Origin of the sequence: Collinsella sp. TF08-11AT (genome assembly GCF_003437035.1) — a bacterium.
Classification (GTDB): domain Bacteria; phylum Actinomycetota; class Coriobacteriia; order Coriobacteriales; family Coriobacteriaceae; genus Collinsella.
The window spans coordinates 92,170-109,138 of sequence record NZ_QSRL01000001.1; the positions used below are offsets into that span (position 1 = coordinate 92,170).

Annotated in this window: 11 protein-coding genes; 1 reads left to right on the forward strand and 10 read right to left on the reverse strand. The window is 62.3% G+C overall.

Annotation, left to right across the window (positions count from 1 at the left end):
• Positions 1-21 precede the first annotated feature (21 nt).
• The 5 genes from DXC79_RS00405 to pheS all read right to left on the reverse strand — a co-directional run bounded on the left by DXC79_RS00405 (position 22) and on the right by pheS (position 6,755).
• Positions 22-792, reverse strand: a complete 771-nt coding sequence (locus DXC79_RS00405) for an energy-coupling factor ABC transporter ATP-binding protein (protein ID WP_147327460.1) — start codon at positions 790-792, stop codon at positions 22-24.
• 44 nt (positions 793-836) lie between these two features.
• Positions 837-1,673, reverse strand: coding sequence for an energy-coupling factor transporter transmembrane protein EcfT (locus DXC79_RS00410; protein WP_117634317.1), 837 nt, complete (start codon positions 1,671-1,673; stop codon positions 837-839).
• Positions 1,651-2,736 (reverse strand): cobalt transporter CbiM, encoded by a 1,086-nt coding sequence (gene cbiM, locus DXC79_RS00415; protein WP_117634320.1) that lies wholly within the window; start codon positions 2,734-2,736, stop codon positions 1,651-1,653. The genes DXC79_RS00410 and cbiM overlap by 23 nt, the downstream gene beginning before the upstream one ends.
• Before the next feature lie 326 nt (positions 2,737-3,062).
• Entirely contained in the window at positions 3,063-5,516 is a 2,454-nt protein-coding gene (gene pheT / locus DXC79_RS00420; RefSeq protein ID WP_117634322.1) for a phenylalanine--tRNA ligase subunit beta, read from the reverse strand.
• Between the two features lie 162 nt (positions 5,517-5,678).
• Complete coding sequence (gene pheS / locus DXC79_RS00425) at positions 5,679-6,755, reverse strand: phenylalanine--tRNA ligase subunit alpha (protein WP_089572718.1); 1,077 nt, start codon at positions 6,753-6,755, stop codon at positions 5,679-5,681.
• Between the two features lie 506 nt (positions 6,756-7,261).
• Between pheS and DXC79_RS00430 the strand changes: the two genes are divergently transcribed.
• Positions 7,262-8,836, forward strand: coding sequence for a carboxypeptidase M32 (locus DXC79_RS00430; RefSeq protein WP_233502902.1), 1,575 nt, complete (start codon positions 7,262-7,264; stop codon positions 8,834-8,836).
• A 213-nt stretch (positions 8,837-9,049) separates the two neighbouring features.
• Here DXC79_RS00430 and glmM read toward each other — a convergent pair whose 3' ends face one another.
• From glmM to DXC79_RS00455, 5 genes are all read right to left on the reverse strand, one after another.
• Positions 9,050-10,381 carry a phosphoglucosamine mutase gene (glmM, locus tag DXC79_RS00435; RefSeq protein WP_117634324.1) on the reverse strand — a complete coding sequence of 444 codons (1,332 nt, stop codon included), beginning with the start codon at positions 10,379-10,381 and terminating at the stop codon, positions 9,050-9,052.
• A 3-nt stretch (positions 10,382-10,384) separates the two neighbouring features.
• The gene (locus DXC79_RS00440) at positions 10,385-12,715 is read right to left on the reverse strand and encodes a DUF4012 domain-containing protein (protein ID WP_117634326.1); all 2,331 of its coding nucleotides are present in this window, start codon (positions 12,713-12,715) and stop codon (positions 10,385-10,387) included.
• 143 nt (positions 12,716-12,858) lie between these two features.
• Complete coding sequence (locus tag DXC79_RS00445) at positions 12,859-13,881, reverse strand: DMT family transporter (RefSeq protein ID WP_199408606.1); 1,023 nt, start codon at positions 13,879-13,881, stop codon at positions 12,859-12,861.
• Between the two features lie 125 nt (positions 13,882-14,006).
• Positions 14,007-14,717, reverse strand: a complete 711-nt coding sequence (locus tag DXC79_RS00450; protein WP_117634330.1) for a signal peptidase I — start codon at positions 14,715-14,717, stop codon at positions 14,007-14,009.
• On the reverse strand, positions 14,717-16,963 hold the full coding sequence (locus DXC79_RS00455) for a DUF2357 domain-containing protein (RefSeq protein WP_117634333.1): 2,247 nt from the start codon (positions 16,961-16,963) through the stop codon (positions 14,717-14,719). Before DXC79_RS00455 ends, DXC79_RS00450 begins: the two co-directional genes overlap by 1 nt.
• Positions 16,964-16,969 lie beyond the last annotated feature (6 nt).

Below are 16,969 nucleotides of genomic sequence, written 5' to 3' on the forward strand. Positions count from 1 at the left end.
TACGCATCCTCTACGCAGCAACTATTCCGCAGCACCGCTCTCGGTTCCATACGACGGCGAAGGCGCCTCGACCACATGGTGATATCGATCGATATAGATGGCACGGGCCCCCAAGCGGCGCACCAAATCTTGATGGTGCGTACTCATCAAAACCGTCTTACCGGCAGCAACGTAGGCCAGCAAAAAGTTGACTACGATGTCGCACGAGTCCTCATCGAGCCCGTTGGTGGGCTCATCGAGCACTAGGATATCGGGGTTCATCGATACGACTGCCGCCAGCGCAACGCGCTTCTTTTGCCCGCCCGAAAGCTGATAGGGCGAGGCATCGACCAGATCGGCAACCTGGAACAGCTCCATGGCATCGCGGACGCGGCGCTCGAGCTCGTCTGTCGGCAGCCCCATCTGCGCGGGGCCAAAAGCAACTTCCTCGCCCACCGTAGCGCAGAACAGCTGGGCGTCGGCATTCTGGAACACAAAGCCCACGCGCTGATGGAACCGCTGAGCGGCTGCGGAATCCTTGAGATATGCCGCATCGATCACGTGCCCGTCAAACAGGCACGCACCCGCGTCCGCTAGTTCAAGACCGTTGATAAGGCGCATAATCGTCGTCTTACCGCAGCCGTTAGGACCAAGCAGAGCAACGAGCTCCCCACGGTTCACCCGCAATGAAACGCCGTCGACCACCGTATGGCCCGCATAGGAGAACATCACGTCGCGAAACTCGATGAGCGGCGTGACCTCGGCGCCGGCAGCACCGCTCGCACCCATCGCGTTATTCGTATCGTTTGCCAAAACGCCGCCCTTCCCTACTCACATCGACAGTTCGACCGTCCGCGCTACAACACCGCGCACAACACGACGAGCAACGCCACAACGGCCGCGTAAACGGCATCGCGCCAGCCAAACCCGGCGCTCGCGGGCGCCGGATACACGCCGGCAAAGCCGCGGCACAGCATAGCCTCGTCCATCGCGCGGCTGCATTCCATCGCCTTGATAAACGTCATGCCCATGATACCCGCCAGCGAGTCGGTGCGCGAAAAACCCGCAGGCGCACGACCCACGCTGCGCAGCATGACCGATTCGCACAGATCGTGCGCCGTGCGTCCCAGCACCTCGATGTGTTTGAGCGCCATATCAAACGTAAAGATAACTTCGTCGGGTAGATGCAGCATCTTGAGCGCCGCCGACATGCGGCTCCAGGTGAGCGTCCATGAAACGCCCAGCACCAGCGACACGTTTATGAACGTCTTGAGCGCGATCTTGAGCATGGCGCCCGTGGCAGACGCGCCCAGCAGCAGGGCGGGCAGTGCCAGAACCACGGCAAGCCCCGCGGCTGCAAGTGCCGGCACAAAGGTCGCACGCAGTCCGCGCGCGGGGCGCACCGCGACCAGTACCAACGAAATCGCCGCCATCAGCATCAGGTACAGTGGGCTTTGCGTCAGGCACACGCACAGAACGCAGACGAACATCCCCACCAGGCGCACCGGAGCCGAAACGAAAGAAAGGGCGCGGTCGACCATCGACCCGCCCTCGTGCGCGCCTCCACCCAGGCGAACCCGCTCAAGCAGGCTCGCCAGGTGCAGGACGTTCTTTTGCATCCCGCGATGACGAGCCCCCGTAGGCTCGTAACGCTCCTCGACCGCAAGCCAACTAGGCAGCTCGGCTATTGCCATGAGCACCGCTTTCCTTGACCGTCAGCGAGACCAGGCGGAATGCGATGGTGAGCACCGCCACGCCAATCACGCCCGAAAGAATATACATCGCGGCCTGGCCGGCAAAGCCAAGGCCCTGCTCCTCGGAATAGGCCTGCAGATAATCGCCCGTGGGCAGAGCGTCGGCAAAGGTCGGGGTATCGAGACCGACCGAAGCCTGCAGGCTGTCGTCGCCAGCCTCCTGAACGGCGGTCGCGGCGCCCTCGGCGTCCCACTCGCCCCAGGCGTCACCCGTGGCCAGCAGACCCAGCGGCGTGGCCACAACAAGCACGGCGACCAGGATGAGCGTGGGAATCAGGGAAGTCTTCTTGGCAGCAGCGCCCTCGGCAGCAAGCTGGCCATCGACGGCCTCGGGCCCGACGATAATGCTCGGCGCCGTCTTCTTAATGAAACCGTAGATGGCGGCCGTCGCCACGCCCTCAACCACACCGGCAACCAGCATGTGCGGAATCAGCATAGCGGGAATGGAAACCGACAGCGGGAAGGGGCAGTACAGCGGCGCGCCCGAAGCGTTGGTGAAGAGCATCGGCTGAATACCAAACTCGATTGCCGCGCACAGGGCCGCCAGGCACAGGCCGACCCAGCCGCTCACGATGGCAGAAACCGAGGTGCCCCAGCTCTTGTCGTGCAGACGGCTGTTGAGCGCACGGAACACGATAGCAGCGACAAACGGCAGCACAAAGGCCATGTTAAAGCAGTTGGCGCCAAACGACAGAACGCCGCCGTCGCCAAACAGCAGCGCCTGCAGCGCCAGCGCGACCGAGACAGCGATAGCCGCGGCCTCGGGGCCCAGCAGCAGCGCGATGAGTGCGCCGCCGACGGCGTGGCCTGTGGTGCCGCCGGGCAGCGGAACGTTAAACATCATGAGCAAGAAGGAGAATGCGGCGCAGATGCCCAGGAACGCCATATGCTCGCGATCGAGCGTGGCGCGCACCTTTTTGATGCAGTGAACCCATACGGGCACCATCGCCACCGCCATAACGGCATCGGTCTGCGGGGACAGATAATTATCGGGAATATGCATGAGCCCTCTCAATCAGAACGTTGTGTGTTACGTTTCCAACAATCCGTAACACCGACTCTGCATACTAACAAAAAGGCGCACCGCCCACAACGCAGCACGCCCTTGCAATACGTACGTTATTAGCCCAGGTCCACGCACCGCCCAATAAAGGGCCCATGCACTCCCAACTTTCCGGTCACCCGGAAGAAGGTGCGATCCGCTCGCAACAAGGTTAACGCAGGAACCCGCCCCCGAGAGGGGTTTTCTAAGGCAACATCCCGCAGCCGCGAAGTGGCGAGGACGTTGCCGTGAAAACCCCGCAGGGGGCGGGTTCCGAACAGCAAAGATTACGAGCGGACTTCGCCGTTTACGCCCTTGCACACCTTGGTGACGATCTTCTGGTGCGCCTTCTCGACCTCTTCGCTGGTAAGCGTGTGATCGTCCGAGCGATACGTAAGCGCAAAGGCCATGGACTTCTTGCCCGCTCCGATGCGGATGGGATCGCGGTAGACGTCGAACAGACGCACGCCCTCGAGCAGCTTGCCACCGGCGCTGGTAATACGGCGCTCAAGATCCTCGCAGGTCACAGCGTTGTCGACCACGATAGCAAGGTCGTGCTCAACGGCAGGGTACTGCGAGAACTCACGGTAGTTCTCCTGTTTGCGAGCGCCCTTGATCAGCTTGTCCAGATCGAGCTCAAAGGCGACGACGACCTCGTCGATGCCCATCGCCTCGCGCGCCTCGGGGTGGATCTCGCCGACCCAGCCCAGCACGGTGCCGCCGGACAGAACCTCGGCGGCACGGCCCGGCTGCAAGAAAGCGTAGCCCTCGCCCTCGACGGGACGGAAGCGAACCTTCTCGATGCGCAGCTGGGCGAGCAGCTCCTCGACAATGCCCTTGCCAAAGAAGAAGCGTAGCTTGCGGTACTTCATGTTCCAGGACTGCTCGCTCCACTGGCCCGAGAGCACACCCGCCACGGACTTGGTCTCCTTGGGCAGGCTGGCGTTCTCGCGACCGTGGAACAGGCTGCCGACCTCGTACAGGTGCACGTTGGGCGTGCCGTGGGCCTCGTTATAGGCAACGGACTGCAGCAGGCCTGGCAACAGCGAGCGGCGCATCTCGGTCTGCTCGGCTACCAGCGGGTTCATGAGCACCACGGGGCAACCGCGGCCTTCGGTGGACATGCCGATCTTCTCCAGGTCGCCCGGGGCGGCAAAGCCAAAGGTCGTGGTCTCGTTGAGGCCGCAGGCGCGCAGGATCTCGCCGACCTTGCGGGTGAGCTTCTGCTCGCGGGTCAGGCCGCCGATGTGGTTCTTGGCAGCCGGGATGGTCGCCGTCACACGGCCCATGCCCCATAGGCGCAGGACCTCCTCGATCAGGTCAATCTCGCGCGGCAGGTCGGGACGGAAGCTCGGCGGGGTAACCATAAAGTCCTCGCCGTCGCGCTCGACGGTGCAGCCCAGACGGGTAAGCGAACGCTCGATAAAGTCGGGCTCGATGTCGGCACCGCAGATGGCATGCACGCGGGCCAGGCGCAGCTTAATGCTGTCGATGGTCTTGGGCGCGGGGAAAACATCGACATAGCCGGGAGCAACCTCGCCGCCGGCGATCTCCTCGATGAGCGCGCAGGTAACGTTGGCGACATCCACGCAGCCGGTCTCGTCAACCTGGCGCTCAAAGCGAATGGAGGCGTCGGAGATCAGCGACAGGTCACGGCTGGTGTGCGAGGTGCGGCCGGCGTTGAAGCAAGCACTCTCGACCATCACGTCAACGGTGTCGTCCTCGATCTCGGAATCCATGCCGCCCATAACGCCGGCCAGCGCCACGGGGCGCTCGCCGCCGGTGATGAGGCCCATGCCGGCGTCGAGCACGCGCTCCTCGCCATCGAGCGTCGTAAACTTCTCGTCCTGCTGGGCGGCGCGAACCACCACGCGGCGGTGGCCGTCGCGCTCGGCAAAGGTAGACAGGTCAAAGGCATGCAGCGGCTGACCGGTGAGCATCATCACGTAGTTGGTGATGTCGACGATGTTGTTGTGCGGACGCACGCCCAGGGCGTTGAGGCGCTTGACCATCCAGTCGGGCGACGGGCCGACCTTCACGTTGCGCACGATGCGGGCGACATAGCGGTCGCACAGGCCCTCGTCGGCAATCTCGACGGAAAGCTCGTCGTCGGTCGCGCGGCCGGTCTCGGCCTTGATGGCGGGCAGCTCAACGTGGAAATCGCGATCGAAGATGGCGCCGGTCTCGCGGGCCATGCCGATCATGGACAGGCAGTCGGGGCGGTTGGGCGTGATCTCGCAGTCGAGCACAGTATCACTCGAGCCCACATACTCGGCAAACGGCATGCCGCAGGGCGTATCCTCGGGCAGGATCATAATGCCAGAGTGGTCGCCGCCCAGGCCGAGCTCGCGTGCGGAGCAGTTCATGCCCATGGACACGACGCCGCGAAGCTTGCTCTTCTTGATCTTGACGTCGCCGGGCAGAACTGCGCCGATCATGGCCGTGACGATGTGATCGCCGGCCTCGAAGTTCTGCGCGCCGCAGACGATCTGCAGCGGAGCGGGATTGCCGTCGGCGTCGAGGTTCTTGTCACCCACGTCGACCGAGCACACATACATATGGTCGCTATCGGGGTGCGGGGTCTTGGTGAGCACCTTGGCAGTCACCACGTGGTCGAAGGACTCGCCCACGGTGTCGATCGCCTCGACCTCGGTGCCGGTACGGATATATTCGTCCGAAAGGGTCTTGGGATCCTCCGGAATATCGATCATGGTCTTGAGCCAGTCGTAAGAAACGCGCATGTAGCTCTCCTAGTTCTTAATCTCCGCAAAGGGAGGAATATCAAATGAAGACGTTCGCCTTAGGGTTGTCCAGGTGCCCCAGGTTGGCGTGAAAGAGGAGCGACGCGTACTAAAGGTACGCGAGCGACGGTTTGAACGCCAAGATGGGGTGCCTGGGCAAGCCTAAAATTGGTTCAGGAAGCGCATATCGCCCGTCATGAGCGTTCTGAGGTCCGGCAGGTCGTAGCGCAGGGCCGCGACGCGCTCGGCGCCAATGCCAAAGGCGAAGCCGGTGTACTTCTCGGGGTCGATGCCGCAGTTGATGAGGACGTTGGGGTCGACCATGCCGCAGCCCAGGATCTCGATCCAACCGCTGTGCTTGCAGAAGTTGCAGCCCTTGCCGCCGCACACGTGGCAGCTCACGTCCACCTCGCAGCTGGGCTCGGTGAAGGGGAAGAAATGCGGGCGGTAACGCGTCTTGCGGTCCTCGCCAAACATGCACTTAACAAAGTAGTCGAGCGTGCCCTTCAGATCGCCAAAGGTAATGCCCTCGTCGACGACCAGGCCCTCGATCTGGTTGAACTGCGGCAGGTGGCAGGCGTCGGCCGTGTCGGGACGGTAGACGGTGCCCGGGCAGATCATGTAGATGGGCGGCTTTTGCGACTCCATGGTGTGGATCTGCACGCCCGAGGTCTGGGTGCGCAGCAGCACGTCGGACTCGCCGTGGGCGTGAGCCTCGGGGTGCGCGACGCTGCCGGGGTTGTTGTCGACCACGTAGAAGGTATCGCGGGCCGAGCGGCTCGGGTGATCCATGGGGGCGTTGAGCGCAGTGAAGTTGTAGTAGGAGGTGTCGACCATGGGGCCGGACTCGACGGTGTAGCCGATGCCGCAGAAGATGTCCTCGGCCTCCTCGATGATCTGCTTGATCAGGTGCTGGTGACCGATCTGCGGACGGATGCCCGGCAGCGTGATGTCGACGGCCTCGTGCTCGAGTGCGTGCTTGAGGGCGGCGGCCTTCATCTCGGTGGTGCGCTCGTCGAGCATGCCCTCGATCAGCTGGCGCATCTCGTTGGCGCGCTTGCCCATGACGGGACGATCCTCGGGGGCGAGCTTGCCCATCATGCGCATCAGGCCGGTGATACGACCCTTGCGGCCGAGCAGCGCGACTCGCGCGGCCTCAAGCTTCTCGGCGTCGTCGGCGCCTGCGACGAGCTCCTTGGCCTCTTCCTCGAGTTTGACCAGATCATCAATCAGACTCATGTCTTCCCTTTCGTCTCTCGCGCATCCGCTTGCCGGGGCGGCTGGCACCGCCCGATGCTTACGAATGTGCGGCCCGGTTCGGTAACAAAAAAACCGTCCTCGGGCACGTGCATTGCCCAAGGACGGTTGAATTCCGCGGTACCACCTTGTTTGACCCGGCGGATGTCTGGCCCGCCGCGCCCACTCTTTGCCCCTTTTCGCGAGGCTCACGGCTTCCCTACTGGGGCTTTGCCGCCGCATGGCCGCGCGCCCGTTGAGGTTGCTGCTCGGGAGTGAACGCTTGGCCCTTGCCACCGCAGAAAGGCTTGCAGCCCATGACCTTCCCTCTCTTGCCGGCGACGCGGCGGGCAAAACCCTCTCCGTCAACGCATTGGGCTATAGGATACCACATCCTGCGTGCACATCGCCGCGTTCCGTTTTGTTCGCGCTGGGTACAAGGCAAGTAGCTGTGCAAACTGGCCGCGCCGCCGCATGCGACGGGCGACCTGCGAGATCAAGGATACGGTATGGAAAAGAACAAGGATAAGATGGCCAAGCCCGCAGCGGACAAGACGCCCAAAGGCATGAAGGTCGATAAGGCCGTCAAAAAATTCCGCAAGCTGGAGGGCAAGCTGTGGACTCGCGAGTACCTGCTCAAGATTGCCGAGTTCGATGGCGCGACCATTGCCCCCGCCAACGGCGCCGCGGCCCGCGCCGACGCCATGGGCACCCTTGCCGGCGAGCATCACAAGCTCCTGACCAGCAAAAAGTCTGTCGAGCTCGTGCGCTCGCTGGCACGCGAGACCGTCGCCGGCGGCAAGATCGACGACCCGCAGCTGCTCGACGAGATCCGCGTGCTCGGCCGCGACCAGCGCGAGGCAAGCGTCATCCCCACCGAGGAGGCCGAGGCCTGGACCAGGCTCACCTGCGAGGCCGACGCCGTGTGGCACAAGGCCAAGACGGCCAACGACTGGGCGAGCTTTGAGCCCTATGTGGATAGAATCGTCGGCCAGCTTAAGCATCAGGCCGAGCTCATGGACCCCAAGCGCGACCCATACGATGTTTGGCTCGACCAGTATGAGCGCGGCCTTTCCACCAAGAGCTTCGATGCGTTTTGCGACGAGGTCAAGGCCACGGTCGTGCCGCTCGTGCACGCCATCGGCAAGCGCGGCCAGCAGCCGGCTGCCGACTTTTTGCATGCCCGCGTGCCCGAGGCCGCCCAGCGTGCCATGAGCTTCGACCTTATGAAGCTCGTCGGCCTGAACTTGGACGACACCACGCTCGCCTTTACCGAGCACCCGTTTAGCGAGGGCTTCTCGGTGGGTGACGCGCGCATTGCCACGCACATCTACGAAAACGACTGCATCTCCAACGTCTACAGCATCATCCACGAGGCGGGACACGCCATGTACGAGCTGAGCGTGAACCCCGCTTACGCGCGCACCTGTCTTGAGGGCGGAACCTCCATGGGCATCCACGAGAGCCAGAGCCGCTTTTTCGAGAACACCGTGGGCCGCAGCCGCGCCTTTATGGGACCGCTGCTGCAGGTGCTGCGCCGTCACGCGCCCGAGGTCTATGGCAGCGTGGACGAGGATACGCTCTACCATGCTGTGAACATCGCACAGCCTTCGCTGATCCGCACCGAGGCGGACGAGCTCACCTATCCGCTGCACATTATGGTGCGCTACGAGATTGAGCGCATGCTGTTTGCCGGCGAGGCCACGGCCAAGGACATCCCCGCGCTTTGGAACCGCTTTATGGACGAGTACCTGGGCATTCCGGTTCCCGACGACACGCGTGGCTGCCTGCAGGATACGCACTGGAGCGGCGGCTCGTTTGGCTACTTCCCCACCTATGCGCTGGGCAGTGCCTACGACGCCATGTTTGTGCCGGCCATGTGCCGCGACGGCGTCGACCTTACCGGTGCCTGCGCGAGCGGCGATCTGGCGCCCGTCCGTGCCTGGCTGGGCGAGCACATTTGGCAGTGGGGCCGCGCCAAGGACGCGCCGGAGCTCATCAAGGGCGCCTGCGGCATGGCGTTCGATGCCCGCTACTACTGCAGCTACCTGCAGGACAAGTTCACCACGCTGTATCAGCTGTAAAGCTTAGGCGACACGCCAACGCAAAGGGGGCGCCGCGGGTTGGTTCCGCGGCGCCCCTTTTTCATCTAAGCCAGAGACCCGGAACTTGGGGACGTTCCTTTCATGCCGGCACAATAGGAACGTCCCCAAGTGCCGGGTGAAATTGAACGTCAGATTGCCGCTTGGGGCCGTTTGCAGCGTCGAGCAGTTACGCGGTTTGGTAAAACAGCGTAACTAAAGAGCTTCCAAAGCACTTGCGATGCGCTTCATGGCGGCATCGGCGGATGCTTGGTCGGGCGCCTCGGCCAGCACGCGGATAACCGACTCGGTTCCGCTCTTGCGCACGAGCACGCGGCCCTCGCCTGCCAGCGCAGTCTCGGCCTCGGCGATGGCGTTCTGCACGCCCATGTTCTCGAGCGCGGCGTCCTTATCCGCTACGCGCACGGCAACCTGCGCCTGCGGCAGCAGCTTGCACGGAGCCGTGAGCTGCGAGAGCGTCTCGCGCTCGGCACGAATCACTTCCATCACGCGCAGCGAGGTCATAATGCCGTCGCCCGTGCGCTCGATATCGCCAAAGATCGTATGGCCCGTCTGCTCGCCGCCCAGGCTGTAGCCGCCCTCGCGCATCTTGGCATACACGTGACGGTCGCCCACGCCGCTGGTCACGGCGCTCAGTCCGGCAAGCTCCAGCGACTTGACCAGACCAAAGTTGCTGGCGATCGTCGGCACCACGGTACCGCCCGAAAGGCGACCGTGCTTGTTCAGATACACGCCACACACGTACAGGATCTGGTCGCCGTCTACCACGCGACCGCGCTCGTCAACGGCCAAGCAGCGATCGGCATCGCCGTCATAGGCAAAGCCCACGTCCAGGCCCTGCTCCACCACGTGGCGCTGCAGGCGCTCCATATGCGTGGAGCCGCAGTCGACGTTGATGTTAAAGCCATCGGGCGCGGCGTTGATCACGCGCACGTCGGCACCGAGCGCGTCAAACACCGGCTTGGCCACCGAGGAAGCCGAGCCGTTGGCGCAGTCGATACCGATCTTGACGCCCTGCAACGAAAAGTTCGCGCTGGCGATGAGCGAAGCGATGTAGCGGTTGCGGCCCTGCATATAGTCCACCGTGGCGCCGATGTGGTTGCCCGTGGCCAGCGGTACCTCGCTCTTGCCATCGATGTAGTCTTCGATGAGCTCCAGTACGTCCTCGTCCATCTTAAAACCGTCGCTATTGACGAGCTTAATGCCGTTATCGCAAAACGGGTTGTGGCTCGCGCTGATCATGATGCCGCAATCGAAGCAGCCTTCCACGGTCTGATGCGCTACGCCCGGCGTGGGGATCACGTGCAGCATATAGGCGTCCGCACCGCTCGCGACCAGGCCACTCACCAGCGCCGCCTCGAACATATAGCTCGAGCGACGGGTGTCCTTGCCCACGATGACGCGCGCCTTGCGCTCGCGGTTGGCGCCGTAATACCAGCCCACAAAACGGCCAATCTTATAAGCGTGCTCTACCGTCAGCCCAACGTTGGCCTCACCGCGAAAGCCGTCGGTGCCAAAGTACTTCATATCTTACTTATCCTGTTCGAACGTTTGAGCGGTCGGCGTGGTACGAACCTTAAGCTCCTTGTGCCCAGAGTCCTTCGAAGTCGTGACCGTGTACTCAACCTTTATGTCTTGTCCAAGAAGCATGTGGACACCGCCCCATGCAACCTTCAAGCCATCGTGCGTCGCTTCGTTCATCTCGATAGAACCGGAGCCCGAAGTCTTAATGTCCGAAATGCTGCCTCCCGCAGGAGCATAGAGATAAAGCCTCAGTACCTCATCATCAATATCCTGGCTAATGCCGTTATGGCCCTGGAAATAACCAGGCATCTCGGCCTTCTCCTGGGGGGTCATCGTGTTCTTGAGCGAGGTGGTCACTCGATACGTCGTCGAGCCATCGGCATTTTCAACCGAAGAATCGATGGTGACTCGCTTATCGAGGAACCAATCCATCTTTGAATAACTGTAGTTGTTCACATAGACGCCCAAGATCGGAGCCTCCGACGTATCGGCTTGGAGGGCGCCCGATATTCCAAGGGCCTTCGCGGCCTTTTCCTCGTCATCGTTTCTCGAATACATGAGGATGCGACCCTCGGAAGCACCCTTTTCGATGGCTCCAGCAATCTTAGCAATATCGCTGGAGCCCAGTTCGTCCACGATCTTGTTAAAAGCCGATCCGGCAACCGCCGCAAAAATGGCGTCCTGTTCCTCTACCGGGTAATTCCAATAAATATCGTGCAGCAGCACCTTTGCAGCGTTGCTTCCATCAACGACGGTACCGTCAGGAAGCTGTGTGCCGCCTACAATGCCGAGCATATACTGCAAAAATACCGGATCGACTGCAAATACGCCGTCGATGTCATCTCCGACAATGGCCTTCTGCATATCGCTGGCAAGCTGAGCCGCACGCGGATAATCGGGCGTCATCGTAACGTCACCCATCGTGTATCCGAGCGTGTTGAATCCGGTCAGGCCCCATCCGGTCGTGAACAAGTTTGCTTCTTCATCGGTGATGGGAAGCGGGCTCAAAGGCTCTTTCATCATGTCGACTTTGACAAAATCGCCCAGTTCGAGCTTACCATCAGTCACCGACATCACGCCGCGAGAACCGGGAAAACCGCCACAGGCGCGGATCTCGACATTGCTCATCGCGAGCACAAGATAATGACGCGTCTGGCCGTTGGCACCGAGCATCTGGGGAAGGACGGGGGCGACCTTCTCCGCCGCGTCAACCGCGCCGTTGAGGGTGGCAAAGCCGTCCTTGGCCTTATCGACCAGCTCGGTCACTTGGGAAATATGAGTATCGCCAATACCCTGGATCTTCTCGTTGGCGCTCTTGAATACCTTCGAGCTGCTGGAAAGCGAATCGGCGACCGCCTGCAGCGCGGACACGTTAATCATGCCGTCCTGGAACAGCTTGCCGGGCGTGGCCTGCGAAAGGTTGTCGGCCATGGGAACCAGCGCGTTGCTCGAGACATCGGACAGGGCATCAATCATGGTGCGGGCCGCACTGATGTCGCTGCCATACACCGGGATAAACGAAGCCACCGTCCACAGCGGGCTCGAGGTCTCCGCCTTCATGCTATCGCAGAGCCCATCGATCTTCTTCGCGTCGTCAGGCAGCGTCGAAAAATCGCCCGACGTGACCTTGTCCTTAAGGCCACCGACGATCTCGACAGCCTCCTTCGCTTCGCTCTTTACGGTCTTTGCCGAGTTAAGCAGCATAAAGCCACTTGCGCCAAGCGCAACGAGAAGCACCGCGACTACAGCGGCAATAATGGCGCCAGTGTGACGCTTTTTGCGCTCGCCCTTGCGATGGCGATGACGGACCAGACCGTCAGAGGTCGAACTCGACGAAGCGTCGCTACCGTAGTTCAAGCCAAAATCGTAATAATCTTCCTTGGAACCCGAGCCCGCAAACTGGGCACCGCTATCATCCAGGCGGGCGAACGTGCCAGTCTCGGAGGCGCCGGTGTAAATCGTGCCAAGGTTACCCGTAAGCCCCGCGCCACCGGCAGAGGGAGTATTGTTGGCGGCCTTGCCGGCATTAACGTTGCCGGCGGTATTCGCGGCGTTGGCAGCACCTGCGTTGTTCGCAGGTATCGAAGGGGCCCCGCTCGGCTGCGACGTGGAGGTTGCACCGCCCGCAAAGACATTCCCTCTTGCACGGCCGGTCTTTTTTGCCTTTTGAGACTGCTCGTACAGAGCGGTAAACATCGCCGTCTCGCCCGGGGACACGCGCTTACCGGAACCGCCCTGCCCAGCGCCGCCCGGCGTGCCGGCCTTACCAGCCCCGTTCGGACGCGGCGGAACTGCAGGACGGCCGCTATCGCTGCCCTTAAAGTGATTACCAGCCATAAAGAAATCCTCGCAATTGAGTCGCAATGAAAAAGTCCATAACGTTACTAGTTTATGGCATTTTGAGCATCGACAGCTAAACTCCAGACACGGACATCAATTGGCGAAAATGTGGCACAACGCCTTTTCCGTCTTGGCGCCAGCTACACCGTCAAAAACACCATCGCGATAATCATGGCAAAGCCCGCCAGGTCGGTGGGCAAAAACACCGTTCCCAGCATAAGGGCGCTGGTGATGGTGGCCGAAACCGGCTCCATGGTTCCAAGGAGGCTCGCGCGCACCGAGCCAATCTCCTTAACGCCCTGCATGTAGAACATATAGGCGAAGAACGACCCCACCACAATAAATATCGCGAGCGCGCCGACACCCGAGGGGCCGAGCGCCGGCATATGCGCCCACGGCTGGGTAAAGATACTCATCACGATTCCCGCCGAAAGCATGGCCGAGCCCGTGACGACCGGGCTACCGTATTTGTTGAGGATTCCGGCAGGGATGATTGCTATGCAGGCACCGCCCACTGCGCACAAAAGGCCCGAGAGCAGGCCCATCGGCGAGATGTTGAGCGTACTGGGGTCGCCGCCCGTGGCGATCAAAAACGTTCCGCCCAATGCGAGCAAAATGCCAAGAGCCTCGCGCGTGCGCGGCAGTCGATGCGCGGTGACGCAGGCATACCCCATGACGACCACCAGCTGCAGGCACTGGAAGACGGTCGCGGTGCCCGCGTTGGTCAGGCGCACGGCTGACAGATAGCAAAGCTGGTTGAACAGCAGGCCAAAGATCGTAAACAGAATAAGCTGCTTGCGATCGGCGGGGGTAGTCCACAGCTCGATCAAGCGGTCGCGGTCTTTTCTGAGCACAACGAACATAAAGAGCAGGCCAGCGATAACTTGGCGCACGCTCATCAGCCAAAACGTCTCGATATGGCACACGTCAAAGAGGTAGCTGGCGCTGGTGCCAGAAAAACCCCAAAACGTACCGCCGGCAAACGCGGCGAGCGTACCCAGGGCCATCTTGCGCGTCTGGGCGTCGTTGAGGCGGTCGCGCCATGCGCGGCGGGTGCTGCGGCTCAGCTCGTCAGTCCCCTCGGGCACGATAAAATCAGATGCCGCCGTCATCGGTACCGAAGCCCTTTCACGTGCACACTGCGCCGAGCGCTTCTGTTCCATCCCACTCCCCCGAAATCAATTGGCAATAAAGCGTCCAAACTGTAGCACGAATATTGGTATGAAATAGCAGATGATGCGGAGCATCTGCGAGCGTCCAAATTGCAGGGACGAAAGGCACCGATGAGCTATGCCGAGCGGTTGGAATCGCCTGGGGCGCCGGGATCGGCTTCCGCACTTTCATCGGTATGGCCACCGTCGGCATCGCCCTCGTCACCGGCGTCGCCCTGCTCCTCCTGCTCGCGACGGCGCTTTTCGCGAATCTGCTCAACGGCGGCTCGCAAGGCGGCCTCGTCCTCGGCGCGTGCCACCTCTTGCGTTGTCTTGACCATATGGCGAATCTCGAGCACCAGCAGCACGATCAGCGGCACCACGATAAGCGGAAAGAACAGCAGCGGATTGGTGAGCAACGAGACCACCACGCCCAGCCCCGCCGAGACAAAGACCACGCGCCCCACCACGTCGGCGGCGGGCACGGGCGCAGCATCCTCGACCGGATTGGCATCGCCCTTGGTGCGGTAAACCGGCGTGCCGTCGGCCGCATCCTCCACGGCAACGATGCGATGCGTGTTGAGCGAACCCTCCAGCGCGTCATCGGACGAATGGAAGGTGATGATGTCGCCGACCTGGTAGGCCTGGCTGTTGTCGGTATCGACGACGATAAACGAATGCACGGGAATCGCCGGCTCCATCGAGCCGGTCAGCGTACGCATAAAGCCGTAGCCCATGATGGTGGGAATCTCGCCGGCGGGCGTGAACACCGTGCGCAGCAGCACCACAAAGGCGACCAGGATCACCACGGTCGCCAACACGTTGATCACGCGGAGCACGTGCTTCATCACTTGTCGGCGTCCTTTGCGGAAGGCTCGGGGTCGGCAGCGACCTCGCCCTCGGTGGCATCCGCCGCAGAAGCGCCATCCTCGTCAGGCGCGGCGACCACGCCCTCGCCAGCCTCTCCGCGCAAGCGAGCCAGCAGATAGCGCGACAGGCTGTTGCCCTCGGCACGGCGCTCGGCGCGGGCGCGATCGCGCTCGGCCTGTTCCAGCTCGTGCGCCAACGAGGCCAAGCGCTGCTGCATCTCCGCGCGGGCGGCCTCGAGCTCGCGCTCGTGCGCGGCCTTTGCGGCGGCGAGCTCCTGCTCAATACGCTCCCCCGCCTCGAGCTCAGCTGCAGCGATACGCGCGTCGGCGTCGGCACGAGCCTCCTCGGCGGCACGCGCGGCGGCATCGCGCTCGGCAGCGGCAGCGGCGACCTTCTCGCTGGCATCCACCGTAGCCTGCTCAACGGCAGAATCGGCGGCAGCACGGGCGGCGTCGATCGCAGCATCGGCGGCCTGCTGGGCGGCAGCAACCTTCTCCTCGGCCGCGGCAACGGTGTCGGCGAGCTTCTGCTCCGCCTCGGCCGCGGCGACGTCGGCAGTCTCCTGCGCGGCACGGGCATCGCGCTCGGCCGCCAGCCGCACTTCCTCGATCTGCAACTTGGCGGCATCCAGCTTGGCATGCACCTCGGCGAGCTCCTTGGCAGACGCCTCGCGCACGCCGGCAAGCTCGGCTGCGGCGGCGTCCTTGGCGGCCTGCAGCTCGGCAGCGTCGGCAGCCGTCTTGGCAGCCAAGGCTGCGGCAGACTCACTCTTGACCCGCGCGACTTGCTCGGCAGCAGTCTGCTCGGCAGCCGCGACCCTAGCACCTGCGTCGGCGCGGGCGACTGAGACCTCGGCATCGGCCTCGGCGCGCATCCGCTCAAGCTGAGCCGCCGCGGTCTCACGTGCTTCTGCAGCGGCATCCTCGGCAGCCTTTTTACCGGCCTCGACATCCTCCAGCGAGGCGCGCAGCTCCTCAACATCAGCCTCGGCCACCTGAGCGCGCTGCGTCAACGCCAGCTCGCGTGTCTTGGCCTCGTCCAGTTCATCTACCAGATCGTCGCGCTCATCGGTCAGCGCGTGCGCCTGCACTTTCCAGGACTTCAGCTGCCCCTGCAGCTCCTCGATCTGCTCGCGCGCCTCGGCCAGCGCCTGCTCGGCATCGAGCTGGGCCTGCGTGACCTCCTCCACAAACACGCGACGGACCTCGACGTCGGGCAGGTCGGGACTATCGACCTGCACCTCCTTAATCTCCTTAATAAACTTGGGCGCCACCGGCGCGTGTTGCACGCTCTCGAGCTCCTGCAGGTTGCGCTCATCGTCGGTCAGGCTCTTAAAGACGGCGTAATTGTTGATGAGGTTGGTGTACATCTGCACCATGTACTCTTCATCGAACGCCAGCGCCTGCTGCTGCACGTCGATGTTGTAGCCCACCTTGTCGTAACGCTCCATAAACTGCCACAGCTGGTAGCACTTGCGGTAGTTGGGGTCCTTCATGATGAGGTTGGTGCGCTGGATGGGGCTGCGAACCGCACTGCAGCCGTTCATGATCTGGCAGAACGACGCGCCGCGCAGCGCCATGACCAGACGGCGCACGCGGTCGATGCGCATAAAGACGTCCATGTTGTCGGCGTCGTTCTCGGCAAAGCTCTGACGGTTTTTGACCGTCATCTCGACGTTGTACTCGATCTCCTCGTACGCATCGTCGATCTTGCTGTGCATCTTAAAGCGGTTGCGGATCTCGTTGCCCGTCGACCAAAAGATCACGTCGGTACGCTTATCCACAAACGTCAGCAAGCGCTGAATCAGATGGTAGATAAAGCGGTTCTCGTACAGGTCGTACGTCTCGACGGTATTGACGTTGAGGATGCGCGTGGGGTGGACGCTGCCATCGTCGCTCGGCGCCAGGAACTGCGTGTTCTGGCTCAGATGACGGACACTGTCGGCGCTGATCTTTTTGGCGAGCGAAACCGGCACTACCTCTTCCTCGGTGGTGATGAAGCGGCGCGGCTTTTCGATAATGGTGTTGATGGCGTCGAGCGAGTCCTCGATCATGCTGATCCATTCCTCGTCCACCACCTTGACGAGCTCCTCGCGCTGCTGCTCGATCGTGGTGCCCGAGGCCTGCGCCATCTCAAACAGATAGCGAAAGTAGCGGCTGTCCTCCTGGATGGGCTCCATCTGCTCGGAGAAGCTGGTATAGAGGTCCTGAATGGTCTCGGACATGGGTTA

Coding starts and splice junctions, on each gene's coding strand:
- pheS (WP_089572718.1), bottom strand. CDS start 6,755: ATGAGTCTGATTGATGATCTGGTCAAACTCGAGGAAGAGGCCAAGGAG.
- pheT (WP_117634322.1), bottom strand. CDS start 5,516: ATGCGCGTTTCTTACGACTGGCTCAAGACCATGATCGATATTCCGGAG.
- DXC79_RS00445 (WP_199408606.1), bottom strand. CDS start 13,881: ATGGAACAGAAGCGCTCGGCGCAGTGTGCACGTGAAAGGGCTTCGGTA.
- glmM (WP_117634324.1), bottom strand. CDS start 10,381: ATGAAGTACTTTGGCACCGACGGCTTTCGCGGTGAGGCCAACGTTGGG.
- DXC79_RS00430 (WP_233502902.1), top strand. CDS start 7,262: ATGGAAAAGAACAAGGATAAGATGGCCAAGCCCGCAGCGGACAAGACG.
- DXC79_RS00455 (WP_117634333.1), bottom strand. CDS start 16,963: ATGTCCGAGACCATTCAGGACCTCTATACCAGCTTCTCCGAGCAGATG.
- cbiM (WP_117634320.1), bottom strand. CDS start 2,736: ATGCATATTCCCGATAATTATCTGTCCCCGCAGACCGATGCCGTTATG.
- DXC79_RS00450 (WP_117634330.1), bottom strand. CDS start 14,717: ATGAAGCACGTGCTCCGCGTGATCAACGTGTTGGCGACCGTGGTGATC.
- DXC79_RS00410 (WP_117634317.1), bottom strand. CDS start 1,673: ATGGCAATAGCCGAGCTGCCTAGTTGGCTTGCGGTCGAGGAGCGTTAC.
- DXC79_RS00440 (WP_117634326.1), bottom strand. CDS start 12,715: ATGGCTGGTAATCACTTTAAGGGCAGCGATAGCGGCCGTCCTGCAGTT.